Annotated in this window: 13 protein-coding genes, 1 tRNA gene and 1 pseudogene; 5 read left to right on the forward strand and 10 right to left on the reverse strand. The window is 70.5% G+C overall.

The features are described from left to right. Window positions 1–43: 43 nt before the first annotated feature. Window positions 44–322, reverse strand: coding sequence for a hypothetical protein (locus V8686_RS02625; RefSeq protein WP_379702416.1), 279 nt, complete (start codon window positions 320–322; stop codon window positions 44–46). A gap of 91 nt (window positions 323–413) precedes the next feature. On the opposite strand from V8686_RS02625, the gene V8686_RS02630 reads away from it, so the two are divergent. Together V8686_RS02630 and V8686_RS02635 are read left to right on the forward strand one after the other, a co-directional pair. Next, window positions 414–484: transfer RNA gene (locus V8686_RS02630), tRNA-Gly, on the forward strand. Between the two features lie 165 nt (window positions 485–649). Continuing rightward, the gene (locus V8686_RS02635) at window positions 650–1,753 is read left to right on the forward strand and encodes a peptidase (RefSeq protein ID WP_379702417.1); all 1,104 of its coding nucleotides are present in this window, start codon (window positions 650–652) and stop codon (window positions 1,751–1,753) included. Here the strand turns inward: V8686_RS02635 and V8686_RS02640 are convergent, their stop codons facing one another. The 5 genes from V8686_RS02640 to V8686_RS02660 form a co-directional block, all read right to left on the reverse strand. Then, window positions 1,754–2,461 carry an Nmad3 family putative nucleotide modification protein gene (locus V8686_RS02640; RefSeq protein ID WP_379702418.1) on the reverse strand — a complete coding sequence of 236 codons (708 nt, stop codon included), beginning with the start codon at window positions 2,459–2,461 and terminating at the stop codon, window positions 1,754–1,756. It abuts the gene before it with no gap. Further along, window positions 2,462–3,562, reverse strand: coding sequence for a PQQ-dependent sugar dehydrogenase (locus V8686_RS02645; protein WP_379702419.1), 1,101 nt, complete (start codon window positions 3,560–3,562; stop codon window positions 2,462–2,464). It lies immediately after the preceding gene. Window positions 3,563–3,592: 30 nt separating this feature from the next. Beyond that, window positions 3,593–4,492 carry an acyltransferase gene (locus tag V8686_RS02650; RefSeq protein ID WP_379702420.1) on the reverse strand — a complete coding sequence of 300 codons (900 nt, stop codon included), beginning with the start codon at window positions 4,490–4,492 and terminating at the stop codon, window positions 3,593–3,595. Window positions 4,493–4,566: 74 nt separating this feature from the next. Continuing rightward, a complete protein-coding gene (locus V8686_RS02655; RefSeq protein ID WP_379702421.1) occupies window positions 4,567–6,072 on the reverse strand; it encodes a heme-binding protein in 1,506 nt (501 codons plus the stop codon). A 111-nt stretch (window positions 6,073–6,183) separates the two neighbouring features. Continuing rightward, window positions 6,184–7,977 (reverse strand): site-2 protease family protein, encoded by a 1,794-nt coding sequence (locus V8686_RS02660; protein ID WP_379702422.1) that lies wholly within the window; start codon window positions 7,975–7,977, stop codon window positions 6,184–6,186. A 91-nt stretch (window positions 7,978–8,068) separates the two neighbouring features. On the opposite strand from V8686_RS02660, the gene V8686_RS02665 reads away from it, so the two are divergent. The 3 genes and pseudogenes from V8686_RS02665 to mutL all read left to right on the forward strand — a co-directional run bounded on the left by V8686_RS02665 (window position 8,069) and on the right by mutL (window position 12,858). Further along, window positions 8,069–8,488 carry a hypothetical protein gene (locus V8686_RS02665; RefSeq protein ID WP_379702423.1) on the forward strand — a complete coding sequence of 140 codons (420 nt, stop codon included), beginning with the start codon at window positions 8,069–8,071 and terminating at the stop codon, window positions 8,486–8,488. Window positions 8,489–8,564: 76 nt separating this feature from the next. Then, window positions 8,565–11,215, forward strand: a pseudogene (mutS, locus tag V8686_RS02670) (DNA mismatch repair protein MutS). After that, entirely contained in the window at window positions 11,212–12,858 is a 1,647-nt protein-coding gene (gene mutL, locus V8686_RS02675; RefSeq protein WP_379702424.1) for a DNA mismatch repair endonuclease MutL, read from the forward strand. The pseudogene mutS and the gene mutL overlap by 4 nt, the downstream one beginning before the upstream one ends. Before the next feature lie 6 nt (window positions 12,859–12,864). On the opposite strand, the gene V8686_RS02680 is transcribed toward mutL, so the two are convergent. From V8686_RS02680 to V8686_RS02695, 4 genes are all read right to left on the reverse strand, one after another. Further along, the gene (locus V8686_RS02680) at window positions 12,865–13,059 is read right to left on the reverse strand and encodes a DUF7573 domain-containing protein (RefSeq protein ID WP_379702425.1); all 195 of its coding nucleotides are present in this window, start codon (window positions 13,057–13,059) and stop codon (window positions 12,865–12,867) included. 29 nt (window positions 13,060–13,088) lie between these two features. Next, a complete protein-coding gene (locus tag V8686_RS02685; protein ID WP_379702426.1) occupies window positions 13,089–14,069 on the reverse strand; it encodes a 5,10-methylenetetrahydromethanopterin reductase in 981 nt (326 codons plus the stop codon). Between the two features lie 123 nt (window positions 14,070–14,192). Beyond that, complete coding sequence (locus V8686_RS02690; RefSeq protein ID WP_379702427.1) at window positions 14,193–14,951, reverse strand: coenzyme F420-0:L-glutamate ligase; 759 nt, start codon at window positions 14,949–14,951, stop codon at window positions 14,193–14,195. A 58-nt stretch (window positions 14,952–15,009) separates the two neighbouring features. Next, on the reverse strand, window positions 15,010–15,504 hold the full coding sequence (locus V8686_RS02695) for a metallophosphoesterase family protein (RefSeq protein WP_379702428.1): 495 nt from the start codon (window positions 15,502–15,504) through the stop codon (window positions 15,010–15,012). Window positions 15,505–15,514 lie beyond the last annotated feature (10 nt).

The following is a 15,514-nucleotide window of genomic DNA, read 5'->3' on the forward strand; positions in this document are numbered from 1 at the left end:
GTTCGCGTGGCCGGGACGAAACCGACGGAACCGTCAGTTCCGATCACCCCACGTCGAGTTCGGTGTCGTCGACGGAACCCGTACCGCTCGCCGCGTCGCGGCGTTCGCCCGTCGAGGTGTCGTCCGCGGTGGTGTCGTCTGCGCCGGCACCCTCCCGAATGCGGAGCACGCGTCGGTACGGGAAGAAGTCCCGGCCGTCGGCGTGACTGAGCCAGACGCCCGAGTCGTAGAACTCGACCGAGTCGGCCCGTATCGCTCCCGCGCCGAACTCGTCGCTCGCTTCGTCGGTCAGGTACACCTCGAACGTCTGTGCAGCCGTCATGTCAACCTACAGCTACGACGCGTGCCGGTATAAGCGTTCGTTCCGTGAAACGCTACGTTGAAGTGGGATGCCGAGGCAATCCAATACACGGGCGCCGTTGGTCCAGTGGCAGGACAGTGGCTTCCCAAGCCACTAGCCCGGGTTCAATTCCCGGACGGCGCATTTTTCGAGCGAAGCGAGGAAAATCGCCCAAGAAATCGAATCAGGGAGTGAAGCGAGCGTCGCGAGCGGAACGACCGTGGTTCAATTCCCGGACGGCGCTCTCCCGCGGGTCGGTCGCCGTCCGACACGGAACCGTTTTTGTGTCGAGGGCATCGATCAGCCGGCGTGTTCGCCCTCCAGTCCGCCGCTCCGTCCCTCGGCCCGCCGTTGGTCGTCCTTACCCTCCTGCTCGTCGGCGGCGTCGTCCTCGGCGCCGTGAGCAGTGCCATCGTTCGCCGCCTCTCGAACCCCGTCGGCAAGTATCGACTGCTGTACGTCGGCGTGCTGTTCCCGTTCGCGTTGCTTGCGTACGGCGTCCTCGCCCTCTTGGAGTTCGGGGATGCCGTCGTCGCGGCGACTCTCGGCGGCACCGGCGGCGTCGTCGCCACCCTCCTCGCGGACTTCGTGGGGATGCTGGCCGCCGGATGCGTCGGCCTGTTGGCCTACGCACCGACGATCCGTGGCGTGCGAGCCGTCCGCGACGTCGACCTCTCGACCGGGCGGACGTTCGTCCGGATGGCACGCTACGTCGTCGGCCTGTGCGCCGTCGTGACCGTCCTCGTCGCGCCGCTCCGCCTCGGTCCCGGCGTCTCGCCGCTCGCCCTCGTCGGTCTCTTCGCCGTCGCGCTGAGTGCCCTGCTCGTCGGGTCGCCGTGGCTCCTGACGTCGCTTCGGTCGACGATCACCCCGGACGAGGCGACCCGCGACCGCCTCGCGACGCTCCGGGAGCGCGCGGGCCTCGACGTTCGCGACGTCCGCGTCTTCGACACCGACAACGAGGAGACGGCGACGGTTCACGTCCGCGGGCCGCCAGGGTATCGCCGGCTGTTCGTCACGACGACCGTTTTGGACCGCTTCGACGACGGGACGGCGGCGGCCCTCTTCGCGGTGCAGGCCGGGCGAGTTCGTCGGCACCTGCTCCTCCGCCGGGCCGGAACCGCCATCCTCGCTACCGCTCCCCTCGTCGCCGCGGTGACGGGGCTGGAACCGCGATGGCTGTTCCTCGGTGCCGCCGTCGCCGTCGTCCTCGTAGGGTTCTGGGCCTGCCGGTGTGCCGTGCGTGCGGCCGACGACGACGCCGCGGCGCGGGTTGGTCCCGACGCCGTCGCGGACGCCCTCGAACGCTACGCCGCGGTGCACGCGATGGAGCCGATCCGACGGCGGGTCCCGAACCCGCTCTCGGTGAACGTCGCGCTCGGGGACCGGATCGACCGCCTGCGCGGGCGGTAGCTACGGTTGCGCCTCGTCGACGACGGCCCGCAGGCACTCGGTGGCGTCGGCGTCGTACCGGAGGACGCGCCGCCACCACGGTCCCTTCCCCGAATCGGCCGAGAGGTCGGTTACGAGGGGACCAGCCGTCGCGCCGGCCTCGGGCGCGCTCAGCGGTACCGCCCGTTCGAGCAGCCGTGATCCGTCATCCCCGGCGACGAGCACCCGCGCGTCGAACTCGGCTCGCTTGACGTGGGCGTTGCTCTCGAACCGCGCGCGCTCGGCCGGGGGGAGGTCACGGTACGCCTCGCCCGTCACCGCGCGGTCGACCCGAAACTCGCCGATCAGGTAGGCGCCCCACTCCGGCGGGAGCGTCGGTGCGGCCACGGGGTCGCCCCGGAGGGAGAGCGTCGCGTAGAAAAAGAGCGAGTCGCCGGGGGTAAGCGCCGAGAGCGGGCCGGCCTTGACGCCGTGTTCGTCGCCGTAGGTGTAGGCCGTCGACCCGTACAGCCCCGCGAACTCCGGGTCGAGGTGGACGCGCCGGTCGGAAACGTTCGAGACGTCCACGTCGAGTGGAACGTCGAGGTCGGCGTACGTCGGCACTGGATCGGCCGTCGGTTCCCGTTCGGGGATTGGGACGTAGGCGAACCGTCGGTCGGGGAGCACTGGTCCCCGGAACCCCGGGAGCGTGGTGTTGGCTCCGACGTTGATGGCGACGGCGCGGGCCATTCAGGCGGGGACGACGCGGAGCACACGGTCGTCGCTCGCGACGGGCGATCCCCGGCCGTCGCGGTTGCTCGTCGTGACGTGGAGGTGGCCGTCCGGGCCGGTAAACACCGTTCGAATCCGCCCGAACTCGCCCTCGAACAGGCGCTCCTCCGCGGCGACACCGGGGTCGTCACCGCCGTCGAGGCGGACGCGGTGGACGTGTTGGGACTTGAGCGTCCCGAAGAGGAGGTCACCGCGCCAGGATTCGATGGGACCGTCGTACATCGCCGCACTGGCGGGGGCGATGGTCGGCGAGTAGCTCGTGACCGGGTCGGTGAAGCGGTCGTCGTCGCTCGGTCCCGTCACCTCGGGCCACCCGTAGTTCTCGCCCGCGTCGAGAACGTTGATCTCGTCGCCGACGGAGGGACCGTGTTCGGTGCTGTACACCGCGCCATCGCGGACGGTGAGCCCCTGTGGATTGCGGTGGCCGTAACTGAAGACGCGTGAGTCGAAGGGGTTGTCGGGATGCGGGTCGCCGTCGAGGGTGACTCGGAGGACCGACCCCGCGAGAGCGTCGGGATTCTGCCCCCGTTCCTCGGTCGCGGCGTCGCCGCAGGTCACGTACAGGGCGTCGTCGTGGACGAGGAGTCGGCCGCCGTCGTGGATGTGTGCCCCCGAAATCCCCTCGATCATGGGCTCCTGTGCCCACCCGTCGTTCAGGTCGTGGCGCACCAGCCGATTGGCCGTCCCGCCACCGGCGGGTTCGTAGGTCTGATGGGTGTAGGCGTAGGGCTGGTCGGGGTGGAAGGCGAGGCCGAGGAGGCCGCCCTCGCCGACGGCTTTCACCGGCACGTCCTCGACGACCGGTTCGAGTTGCCCGTCGACCAGACGGATGATCCGTCCCGGACGCTCGGTGAGGTAGAGGTCACCGTCGCGGAATGCGGCGCCCCACGGGACCTCCAGATCGGTGGCGAGCGTCTCGACGGCGACACCACCATCCTCGGTCGAAGCGGAGGCTGACGCCGTCCCGTCCGCGTCCGTCCCGCCCGGACGGGGGCGCCCGGCACAGCCAGCCAGCGCCGCCGCTGTGCCGAGGCTCGTCAGATAGCGTCGTCGGTCCATACGCGCTCTCGGGCCTCGATCGGTAAAAGCCTACGTCGAGGGGTCGAGGCTTCGCTGGAACTCGTCGAACACGTCGAGGTCGTCGGGCAGGTCGTACTCGATTCGGCGCGACTCCTGTCGGTTCTCGCCGCCGGCTTCGAGCGGGTCCGCACGGTCCTCCCAACCGGGCTTGACGCGGACGCTCTTGGCCGGCATGCCGACGGCGATGTGGTGGTCGGGCACGTCGCCCTGGACCACCGCACGGGCGCCGATCACGGCGTTTTCGCCGACCCGGCAGCCCGCACTGACCATCGCGTCGTAGGTGACGCGGGCGTCGTCCTCGATGGTCGTGTGGTAGTTTCGGACCTCGGTCTGGTCGACGATGTCGTGGTCGTGGCTGTAGACGTGGACGCCGTCGGAGATTGAGACCCGGTCACCGATCGTCAGGTCACCCCGGTCGTCGAGGTGGACGTCGTCGTGGATGACCACGTTGTCGCCGACGGAGATGTTGTGCCCGTAGGTGAAGCTGATGCCCTTGAAAAATCGGCAGCCCTCGCCGCATTCCTCGAAGAGGTGATCGGCGAGCATCGAGCGGAATCGGAGGGCGAACTCCACGTTGTCGGCCATCGGTGTGGCGTCGAACTGTCGCCAGAGCCACTGGAGGTACTTCGACTCGGTGAAGCGCTCCTCGTCTTTCTCGGCGTAGTACTCGCTCTCGAGCGTGGCGTTACACGGGTCGTAGCCCTGCAGACGGACGCGCTCGGCGGGCGAGACGTCGCCGCCGTCCTGCCAGCGTTCGTACGCCTCGCGGTCCCCGAACAGGTCGATCAGCACGTCCTGTACCACCCTGCACGTGTCCTCGTCGGAGGCCAGTCGCTCGTCGACGTGGTCGATGAACTCCTCGACGCCCGCGTCGGCCTCGATGGGGAGCGAGACGTGTCGCTTCGTCATTGCAGGCGTGGTAAGTCGGGGGTACCCAAAGGGGTTCGGGTGTGCGCGCCGTGCGGGAATCGGCGGTGGTGTCGTCAGGCCAAGAAGACGTGTCGCGGCCGGTCGGCGAGCACGTCACGCCCCCACGAGACGGTGTCCGTGAACTCGTCGGAGCGGAAGAAGGCCATGGCGTCTTCCTTCGAGCGCCACTGGCTGGCGATGAACATGTCGTTCTCGTCCTCGAGGTTGATCATCAGATCCGTCTCGCCGTGACCCTCCATGTCGCCGAGGAGTCCGCCGACCGTCTCGAACTTCTCCACGAAGTCCTCGCGGTGTTCCGGCTTGACCGTGTAGAACATGCCCATCGTGCCGAAGCCGGACTCCTCACCCGCTCGGCTGACGACGTCGGGCAGGTCGGCGAGGAACCCGGCGGCCGTGTCGGCCGCGCTCGCGGTGTCCCAGATGCTCACGACCGCCCGCCGATCCCGGTCGAGGGCGTCGTAGACCGCGGTTTTGGCGTGCGTGTCGTAGTGGTCGAAGTTCGAGCGGAGTCCGTCGACCTCCTCGAACAACTCGTCGGCGTCGGCCTCGGAGTAGAGCACCGTCGCGTACACGTCTTCGCCGTGGGGTTTGCCGGCGTACACGTCCAGATCGGCGAGTTCGCCGCGGATGTCCGCGTCCTCGACGTTCTCGTCGCCGGCCTCGCCGTGAGCGTCGCCCCCGTGGTGGCCCTCGTCGCCCTCGCCGTGGGCGTCGCCCCCGTGGTGGCCCTCGCCGCCCTCGCCGTGAGCGCCACTTCCGTGGGCGTGTCCGTCCGCCCCCGTCGGCACCGACTCGCCGCCGAGGAACGCGGGCAGGTCCTCGGGCGGGAAGCGTCGCCCGACGTAGAAGGGACCGAACTCGCTGTAGCGGGCGCTCGCCTCGTCGTAGCGCATCTCGTAGACGATGTCCTTCAGGTCGGTGGGGTCGTCGGAGAAGAGCGTCACGCCCCACTCCCAGTCGTCGAGACCGACCGACGAGGCGACGATCTGTTTGACGCGGCCGCCGAACTCGCGGCCGTGTTCGCCGTGCTCTTGCATCATCTCGCGGCGGCGCTCGAAGGGCAGGTCGTACCAGTTGTCCTGTTCGCCGCGCTTCCGGCTCATGGGGTAGAAGCTGAGGTACCCGTCCTCGGGGATCTCGGGTTCGAGTTTGCCCTCGATGTACCGCTTCAGACCGGTGTCGACTTCCTCCTCGTCGTCGGCGAAGTAGGCGTCCGAGACGTAGCCGCTCACTTCGGTGACGGAGACGTAGGAGGTGGACTGCTCGGTGAAGGCGCCGAGGGCCGTCCGGTCGAATCGCCGTTCGGCCGTCGAGAGCGCGTCGAGCGTCGGCCGCAGGTGGACGACCAGCAGGTCCGCCTTGTGGCCGACCATGGCGAAGACGGCGGAGGCGCCGTCTTCGGCGTCCGCGACGTCCTCGTGGTGTTGGAGGTACTCCACGCCCTCCTCGACTGCGCGGTCCTGCTCCCGTTGCGGGGCGTCACGCCACGCCGCCCAGTCGAGGCGACGGAAGTCGTGCAGTGCGTACCAGCCTTCGTCCGTCTGAGGAGGCTCTCGCATGACCGGCCGTTAGAACTGGGGGGGTATGGGAGTTGCGTGTTTTCGCAGAAATCGGGAGGGTGCCCGGGGGCTCGTAACGACGAACGCCTCGACCCCGTGACCGGTCCCGGGTCAGGAGAGCAGTTGCGGTCCGAAGATCATCAGGACGAGCGACGCGAGCATCGTCAGCCCGATACCGGTAGTGATGGTCCGGACGACCCGCGCGGGGTCGCCGACCGGCAGCCGCGACACCACGGCTTCGGCGCCCATCCGCAGGATGCGGCCGCCGTCGAGTGGGTAGCCCGGGATACAGTTGAACAGGCCGAGCTGGAGGTTGACCCAGGCGGCCCAGAACAGCGTGTTCGCGAGGATGAACACCCCGTCGCCGAGGGGTGCGAGCGGTCCCTGAACGACGTAGAAGTTCGTCACCGCCGGGGTGAATCCGGGGAAGTTGGGAATCCCGAGGACGACGGAGGCGAGTGGCAGGACGAGGGCGACGTACACGAGGCTGAGCGGCGAGTCGGTCAGCCCCGAGAACGGCGAGGCCGTGCCGTCCCCGGCGTCGCCGCCGAGGAGTTCGAGATAGGTGCCCGCCGGATAGCTCCGGACGCCGAAGTCGGTGACGAGCAGACCGCTCGTACCGGGGAAGATGTCGACGCCGAGGAAGCCCCGGCCGTCTCGCGGGTTCTCGCCGAGGCGCACGTCGTAGGTCCGGAACTCGCCGTCGACGTAGGCCCGGACGGGTACCCGGGCGCCCTCGTCGTACTGGTCGAGGACGCGCGAGAGCGAGTCCGAGGAGGTGACACGTTTGCCGTCGATTTCGGTGACGATCAGGCTGGCGTTGGTCGGCGCGGTGGCGTTCGCCAGCGGACCGTTCGACGCGACGCGGGTGACGTAGGCGCCCACGGGAACGACGGCGTCGCCGGCCGTCGTCTCGATGCGAGCGAACTCGCTGTCGACCGTCGCGGCCCGGAACTCCTCGCGGGTGTTCACGGGCGTGCCGTTGACTGCCGTCACGCGGATGGGATCACTCCCGCTCTCGACGGAGACGTTCGCGGGGTTGCCCGCGACGCTCCCGACGACGACGAGGGAGCGCTCGACCCGAACCGTGCGCTCGCCGTTCAGTTCGACCGAGACGGTGCGGTTCTCGGCCGCGAGGAGGGCGTCGTCCATGTCGGCCTCCGTGCCGACGGCCGTCCCGGCGACGCTCGTGATGCGGTCGCCGTTCTCGATACCGGCTACGTCGGCCGGGGAGCCCTCGTAGGCGCCGTCGACGGCGACGCCGGGGGCGACACCGACCGCGCCGACGACGGGGCCGAACAGGAGGGCGAAGGCGACGGCCGTGAGTACGAAGTTGTTGGTGACGCCGGCCGCGAACATCCGGGTGCGGCCGCCCCGGTCGGCCTCGCGCTGGCTCTCCTCGTCGGGTTCGACGAAGGCGCCGACGGGGATGAGCGCCAGAAAGACCACGCCCATGGATTCGATGTCGATGTCCTCGACCCGGCAGAGCAGGCCGTGGCCGCCCTCGTGGACGACGAGGCCGAGGAGGAGGCCGAAGACGATTTCGGGCGCGACGGCCAGCGGGAGGAAGTCGTTGACGCCGGGGACGACGAGGAAGTTCTGGGGCTGGTTGACCGCCGACGGCGCCGGCGGGTTCCGGAGGATGGTCACCGCCTGAAAGAGCAGGAGGAAGAACATCCCGGCCATGATGACGAGAGCGACGCCGACGCCGACGTTGCTGTACGCACGCCAGAAGCGTTTGGGGCGGGCGAGACGGGTGAGGAGAGCGCGACCGCGGCGGGTGTGGATGGTCGCGATGGGACCCTGAAGCCGGACCGCGTCCGGGAGATACCCCCGGATCTGGAGCGCCTTCGCGACGAGGGAGTAGACGAGAACGCCGACGAGCACCCACAGCAGCGTGTTCATCGACACGAGGGAAGGCCGCGACGGCAAAAGGCGTTCGGATACGGGACCGCGACCCGTCCCTCTTTTTGCCGCAGGGGTACGACACACGAACATGACACGGTTCGATGCCGCCGACGCCGCCGACCGACGCAAACTGTTCGCGGAGGCGGTACTCGCCCACCGGAACCGCGGGAGCCCGTTTCTGACCGTCGAGGTCGACCCCGAGGACGCGCCGGCGACGGACGCCGGCGAGGACGACGCGGAGGGGCCACCCGTCCCCTGGGTCCAGTTCGCGGAGGAGACGTTCAACCTCGACTGCACCGACGCGGAACTCGACCGCCTGAAGTCCCTCCTCGACGAGTTTCCGGAGTTCCGCATCGAACGGATCGAACGGCCGGAGGAGGCCGAGGGGGCGAACGTGCGCGTCACCGCCCGTTCCGACGCCAGTCGCCTCGGCCAGTTCCTCGACCGTGCCCTGCAGGTCACCTACGGCCTCGACGACGACTACCGTGCGTGGGTGACGGAGCTGTGAGCGACGTCCGCGGCCCGCTCGGACGGCTGGTCGGCTAACCTGACGGTTTTTATCTCTCGGCCGCCGGACTGGGAGTATGGACGCGGACGCCGTGACCGGTCCCCCGGACGGCATGGTCGACGCTCGCGAGGAACTGACGCCGATGCTGCGTCAGTACTTCGAGTGCTGTGCCGACTACGAGGACGCCCTCCTGCTCTTCCAGAACGGCGACTTCTACCAGACGTACTGCGAGGCCGCGGAGGAGACGGCTCGCGTGTGCGAACTCACGCTCACCAGACGCGAGGACAGCACCGGCACGTACCCGATGGCCGGCATCCCCGTCGACAGCGCCGCCTCCTACGTCGAGCGCTTGCTCGACGCGGGCTACCGCGTCGCCGTCGCGGAACAGGTGGAGACGCCCGAGGAGGCGTCGGGACTCGTCGAGCGTGCGGTGACGCAGGTGGTGACGCCGGGCACCATCCTCGACGACGAACTCCTCGGGACGGGGACGACGAACTACGTCGCCGCGGTGGCCCGCGAGGGAGCGACCCGGGCTGTCGCCGCCGTCGACACCTCGACCGGCGAGTGTCTGGTCACGAGCGTCGACGACGACGCCCGACTCGTGGCCGAACTCGACCGCCTCTCCCCCGCGGAGTTGCTCGTCGGCCCGGACGCATCGGTCGATCCAGAGGCACTGTCGGTCGAGCCGATGGTGACCGATCACGCGGCCGCAGGGATGGACGACGAGACGGCGACGGAACGGCTCGAAGCCTACGTTTCAAGCCCCGAAGCGGTGGTCGACGACGTCGCCGAGCGACGGGCCTGCGGCGCCGTCCTCGCCTACGCGGAGTGGACGCAGGGCGACGACGGCCCGCTCGACTACGTGACCCGGATCCGGCGGTACGATCCGCGGGACGCCCTCACGCTCGATGCGACGGCCATCCGGAGCCTCGAACTGTTCGAGAACCGCGGCGCCGGCGAGAGCGAGACGCTCTTTTCGGTCCTCGACGAGACGGCCTGCGCGCTCGGCCGCCGCGAACTCGACGGCTGGCTCCGCCGACCGCTGGTCGACCGCGAGCGGATCGAGGCACGACACGACGCCGTCGCCGAACTCGCCGCCGAGGCGCTCACCCGCGAGACGATTCGGGAGGCGCTCCGCGAGGTGTACGACCTCGAACGCCTCGCGGGCCGGGTCGCCCGCGGCCGAGCGAACGCCCGCGACCTGCGGTCGCTCGCGACGACGCTCGGGGCCGTGCCCGCCGTGGCGGACGCCCTCGACGACGCCGAGGCGACGCGCCTGCGTGACCTCCGAGAGCGGATCGACCCGCTTACCGACGTGCGCGACCTGATCGAGCGGGCGATCCGGCCCGACCCGCCGGTGGAGGTGACCGAGGGTGGCGTGATCCGCGAGGGGTTCGACGACGAACTCGACGGGTTGCGGGCGACCGAACGCGAGGGCCGGGAGTGGGTGGCCGACCTCGAGGCGACAGAGCGCGAGCGAACGGGGATCGACTCCCTCTCGGTCGGACACAACCAGGTCCACGGCTACTACATCGAGGTGACCGACCCCAATCTGGACCGGGTCCCGGACGACTACACGCGCCGTCAGACGCTGAAAAACGCCGAGCGGTTCTACACGCCCGAGTTGAAACGGCGCGAAGACGAGATCATCGGCGCGGCCGAGCGAGCGGACGCCCTGGAGTACGAGCGCTTCCGCGAGGTTCGGGAGTCGGTCGCCGCGGAGACGGACCGTCTCCAGGCGCTCGCCGGGGCGCTCGCGGAACTCGACGCACTGGCGTCGCTGGCGACGGTGGCCGTCGACCGGGACTACGCGCGCCCGACGTTCCACGACGGGGGCGTCGAAATCGAAGCGGGACGACACCCCGTCGTCGAGGTGACCCAGGAGCGGTTCGTCCCCAACGACGCCACACTCCCCCCGGGGAGCGTGACGCTCGTGACCGGCCCGAACATGAGCGGCAAGTCGACGTACATGCGCCAGGTGGCGCTGATCGTCGTCCTGGCACAGGCGGGCGGGTTCGTCCCCGCCGCCGCCGCACGTCTTCCCGTGGTCGACCGGGTGTTCACCCGCGTCGGCGCGAGCGACGACATCGCGGGCGGGCAGTCGACGTTCATGCGGGAGATGACCGAACTCACCGAGATTCTGCACGAGGCGACGAGCGACTCGTTGATCCTGCTCGACGAGGTGGGCAGGGGAACGAGCACCGCCGACGGCCGCGCCATCGCCCGTGCGGCCGCCGAGTTCGTCCACGACGAGGTTGGCGCGACGACGCTCTTTGCCACCCACTACCACGACCTGACAGAACTGGCCGGCGAACGCGAACGGGTCCGAAACCTGCACTTCGCCGCGGATCAGGACGGCGAGGACGTGACCTTCCTCCATCGGGTCGCCGAGGGGCCCGCCTCCTCCTCCTACGGCGTCGAGGTGGCGCGGATGGCCGGCGTCCCCGCTCCGGTGGTCGACCGGGCGCACGCCCTCGTCGACGGGGACGGCGCGACGACCGGCCACGACGAGGGGATGCAGGTGACGCTGTCGGGACTCGGTGGCGTCGCGACGAACGGGGCGGGGGCGGCGTGAGCGACGGATCGACGACCGACGAGCGTGACGCCGGCGTGACTGTCGACCCGGCCGTCGCCGCCGAACTCCGCGACGTCGACCTCGCCACCACGACGCCCATCGAGGCGCTGAACCTGCTCGCGGACCTGCAATCGCGGGTCGAGGAGCCATGAGGCGACTCGACCGCGAGACGGTCGACCGCATCGCCGCGGGCGAGGTGGTGACGCGGCCGGCACGCGTCGTCGAGGAACTCGTGGAGAACGCGCTGGACGCCGGCGCCGAGCGAGTCGACGTCGCGGTGACGGGCGGCGGGGAAGAGCGGATCCGCGTCGCCGACGACGGCCGAGGAATGAGTCGGGAGGCGGCGACGCTCGCCGTCGAGCGCCACACCACGAGCAAACTTCCGGACGGCGACCTCCGGGCCGTCGAGACGCTCGGGTTCCGCGGGGAAGCGCTCGCCAGCATCGCCGACGTGGCGACGCTCGAACTGACGACCAACGACGGCGGGCCACGGGGGACGCGGGTGCGGGTCGCGGACGGTGACGTGCGTGTCGACGCCGCGGGCCGGGGGCGGGGGACGACCGTCGAGGTGACCGACCTGTTCCACAACCGCCCGGCGCGACGGGAGTCGCTGGCCGCGCCGGCGACGGAGTTCGAACGGATCAGCGACCGTGTCGCCGCCTACGCCCTCCTCCGACCCGCGGTAGCGATCAGCCTCGACCACGACGGTCGACGGACCTTCGCCACGCCCGGGTCGGGGGCGTTCGAGGACGCCGCCCTGTCCGTCTACGGTCGCGAGGTGGCTCGCGAGAGCACGACCCTCGACGCCGAGGCCAGGGTCGAGGTGGGCGACGGCGACGCCTCGGTCGGGATCGATGGCGTGCTCGCCTACCCGTCGGTCACCAGAGCGTCGGCGGCTCACGTCCGCGTCGCGATCAACGGACGGCCGGTCGCGATGCCGGCGATCCGTCGTGCGGTCGAACGAGGGTACGGGTCGCTCCTGTCCGGCGACCGCCACCCGGTCGTCGCGCTGTCGGTGTCGCTACCCCCCCGGGCCGTCGACCCGAACGTCCACCCCACCAAGGAGCGGGTGGCGCTCCGGTCGGCCGACGCCGTCGCAGCGGCCGTCGAGGACGCCGTCGCCGACGCCCTGTCGACGGCCGACCTGCGGCGGTCCGCGGACGTGGCGATGGATCTGTCGGCGGCGCTCGACCCGGTCGAGGCGGAACCGTCGGTCCTCGGCGACATCGACGTGCTCGGCCAGTTTCGCGACTGTTACGTGCTCTGTGCCGCCGACGAGGAGTTGCTGGTGATCGATCAGCACGCCGCCCACGAGCGGATCAACTACGAACGCCTGCGCGGGGCGGTCGGGGCCGACGGGATCCCCGCGAAATCCCTCGATCCGCCGGCGACGCTCTCGTTCACACCCGACGAGGTCGCCGCCGTCGAGGCACACGCCGACGAACTCTCGGCCCTCGGATTCGACGCCGCACCCTTCGGCGGTGGAACCGTCCGCGTGCGGGCCGTGCCGGCGCCGCTCGGTCGGGTGGCCGCCCCCGAATCCCTCCGAGACACGCTCGCGGCCCTGCGGGACGGGCAGGAGCCGGACGGGCGGGACAGTCTCCTCGCGGATCTGGCCTGCCACCCGTCGCTGAAGGCAGGTGACGACCTCTCCGAGGAGGCGGCGGCGGAACTGGTCACCCGCCTCGGGACCTGTGAGCAGCCGTTCGCCTGTCCCCACGGTCGGCCGACTGTCCTCGCCATCGACGAGGGACACCTCGCTCGCGGGTTCGAGCGTCACCCACGTCGGGACTGACCGGCGTCACCACTCCTTGCAGTCGGCACAGACGAAGGCGTCGGCGGCGGAGCGCCACCGACGGGAGACGGTCGATCCGCAGGCAGCACAGGGGGCACCCTCGGGTGACCAGCGCATGGTCGCGGGGGCGGGGTCGACCGGCGATTCGTCGGCGCTCTCGTCCGCCGCCGTCGCGAACTCGTCGAGCGATCGATCGGACACGCGAGAAGGGTCGAGCGGGCGACTCTTAGCTATTCCGTCGCCCGTTCGTGTGCCGTCGCCGCGAGGTCGATAGCGGCGTCGAGGTCCGGACCGAGCGGCGACCCCGCGACGAGGCTGTCGGCGTGGTCGAGCACCGCGGCCATGCGGTCGGCCACGGTGTCGACGGTGCCCGCGATGCAGAAGGCGTCGATCATGGCGGGCGAGACGCGGTCGAAGGCCGTCGAGAAGTCGCCGGCGCTGATCGCCTCGCCGATATCGGCGGCGCGCTCCGCATCCAGATCGTGGCGGGCGAGGACCGGCGGAGCGGCGCCGGCAGCGATGAACGCGACGGGGGGGCGAGCGGCCTCGCGGGCGGCGGTCTCGTCCGCGGCGACGCTGACGCTGGCGTAGGCCGCGAGGTCGAACGCTCCGAGGCCGTCGAGACGGTCGGACAGGCCGTCCGCCACCTGCTCGCGTGCCCAGCGCAGGTCCGCGGGATGCGAGCCGTTGAACAGCAAGCCGTCGGCGTGTTTGGCGGCCATCTTGCACATATGCGGCCCCTCGCCGCCGACGTAGGTGGGGATGGGCGTGGGAACGTCGAAGTTGAGGCCGGCGTCCTCGGCCTCGAAGGTGCCGTCGTGGGTGACGCGCTCGCCGTCCCAGAGTCGCCCCGCGACCTTGAACGCCTCCAGCACGGGGCGCAGTCCCCGGTCGTCGGCGAGGCCGAGGTTGGCGAGGGTCGAGGGATCACCCGGGCCGATGCCGAAGACGGCGCGGCCGTCGCTCGCCTCGGCGACGGTCGCGACCTCGCTCGCCAAGGTCACTGGGTGGCGTTCGAGGGGGTTGACCACGCCGGGACCCAGCCGAATCTCGTCGGTTTCGGCCGCGAGCCGCGACAGGACGGCGAAGGGCGAGCGGTTGTTGTAGTGACTGGAGACGAAGACGGTGTCGTAGCCGGCGCGTTCGGCGGACGTACCGAGGTTGACCAGGCGTTCAATCGGATGTTCGGGCGTGAGTTCGATCCCGAACATCAGCGGTGCTGGCACCTCGCAGTCGTCGTGGACGAACGCGTCGAGAGCATTCGTGCGTCGGTTGGCGCGGACGCGGAAAAACCGTTCGTCGGTCGCGGGTCCTGCCGGTGTCGAAGACGTCCGTTACTCGGCCTCGAACGACCACTCGTGGAGTGCCTGCCGGACGAAGTCGCCCTCGACGTCCCGGAAGAGCGCGTCGCTCCCGCCGTGATCGCCGAACTCGAAGTCGCGGACGACGACGACGGGCGTCCCGCCGGCGCCCTCGCCGGCGACGAGGTTGGCCGCGGCGGCGAGTTCGTCGACGACGGCCTGAACGGTCACGCCGAGTTCCCGCCCCTCACGGTCGCGTTCCCCGCGCCAGTCGCGGGCCGCGGGCATCCCCGCCCAGCCGATGGCGACGCCGCGCTGTCCGTGCCGGAACGGCCGGCCGCAGGTGTCCGTGACGACGACGCGGTCGGCGTCGAGTCCGGCCTCGATGCGGGCGGCGCTCTCGGTCGGGTCCTCGGGCAGGAGCAACAGGTCGCCGCCGCGAACGTTCGAGCGGTCGATACCCGCGTTGACCGTCACGTGGCCGAATCGCGTCTCGGTCAGGAGGAAGGGCGCCTCCATGAGGAGGTCGGCGCTCTCCGCCAGGACGGCCTGCGCGAAGCGAGGGTCCTTCTCGTCGCCCGTCGCGCGTTCGAGACCGGCGGCGAGTTCGCGGGCGCGGGGACTGGCGGGGAACGCCGAGAGGTCGGCGATCCGATCCTCGGCCTTCGAGACGACGGTACTGGCGACACAGACCACGTCGTCGGGCCGGAGGTCGACGCGCTCGGCGACGAGGGTCGCGAGGGAGTCGCCCGGGGAGATCTCCGGGAGGTCCGGGACGGCGAAGACCTTCATACCACCCCTCCGCCGCCGGCGGTGAAAAGCGCCGCGCCACTGGCGAGGGCGGCCGGTACTACTCGCCGCCGCGGTGGAGCGTCACGTCCAGGTCGCCGTCGGCGACGGCGGCGGTCAGCATCGTCGTCTCGGTGGCCGGATCGGCGCCGGTCGCCGACCCGGGATTCAGGAGGCGCACGCCGTCGTGGACCGTATCGAGGTGTTGGTGGGTGTGGCCGGCGATCCCCACGTCGCCGCCGTGTTCCCCGACTACGGCGGCGACGCGGTCCTCGTACCCCACCCGGTCGCCGGTGCCGTGGGTGACGACGAACGCGACGTCGCCGAGTTCGACGGTTGCGACGGCGGGGAGGTCGACGCTCGCGGCGTCGATGTTGCCCCGGACCGTGGTGAGGTCGCCGCCGGCCAGCGCTCGAACCTCGTCGACGACGGCCGGCGTCTCGAAGTCACCGGTGTGAATGACGTGATCCGCGGCTTCGATCCGTTCACGAACCCAGTCGGGAATCCCCGTCGCCCGACCGGGGATGTGCGTGTCGCCGATGATCGCCAGATCCATACGCACCAGT

It is taken from the genome of Haloplanus litoreus, from assembly GCF_045690335.1.
GTDB lineage: Archaea > Halobacteriota > Halobacteria > Halobacteriales > Haloferacaceae > Haloplanus > Haloplanus litoreus.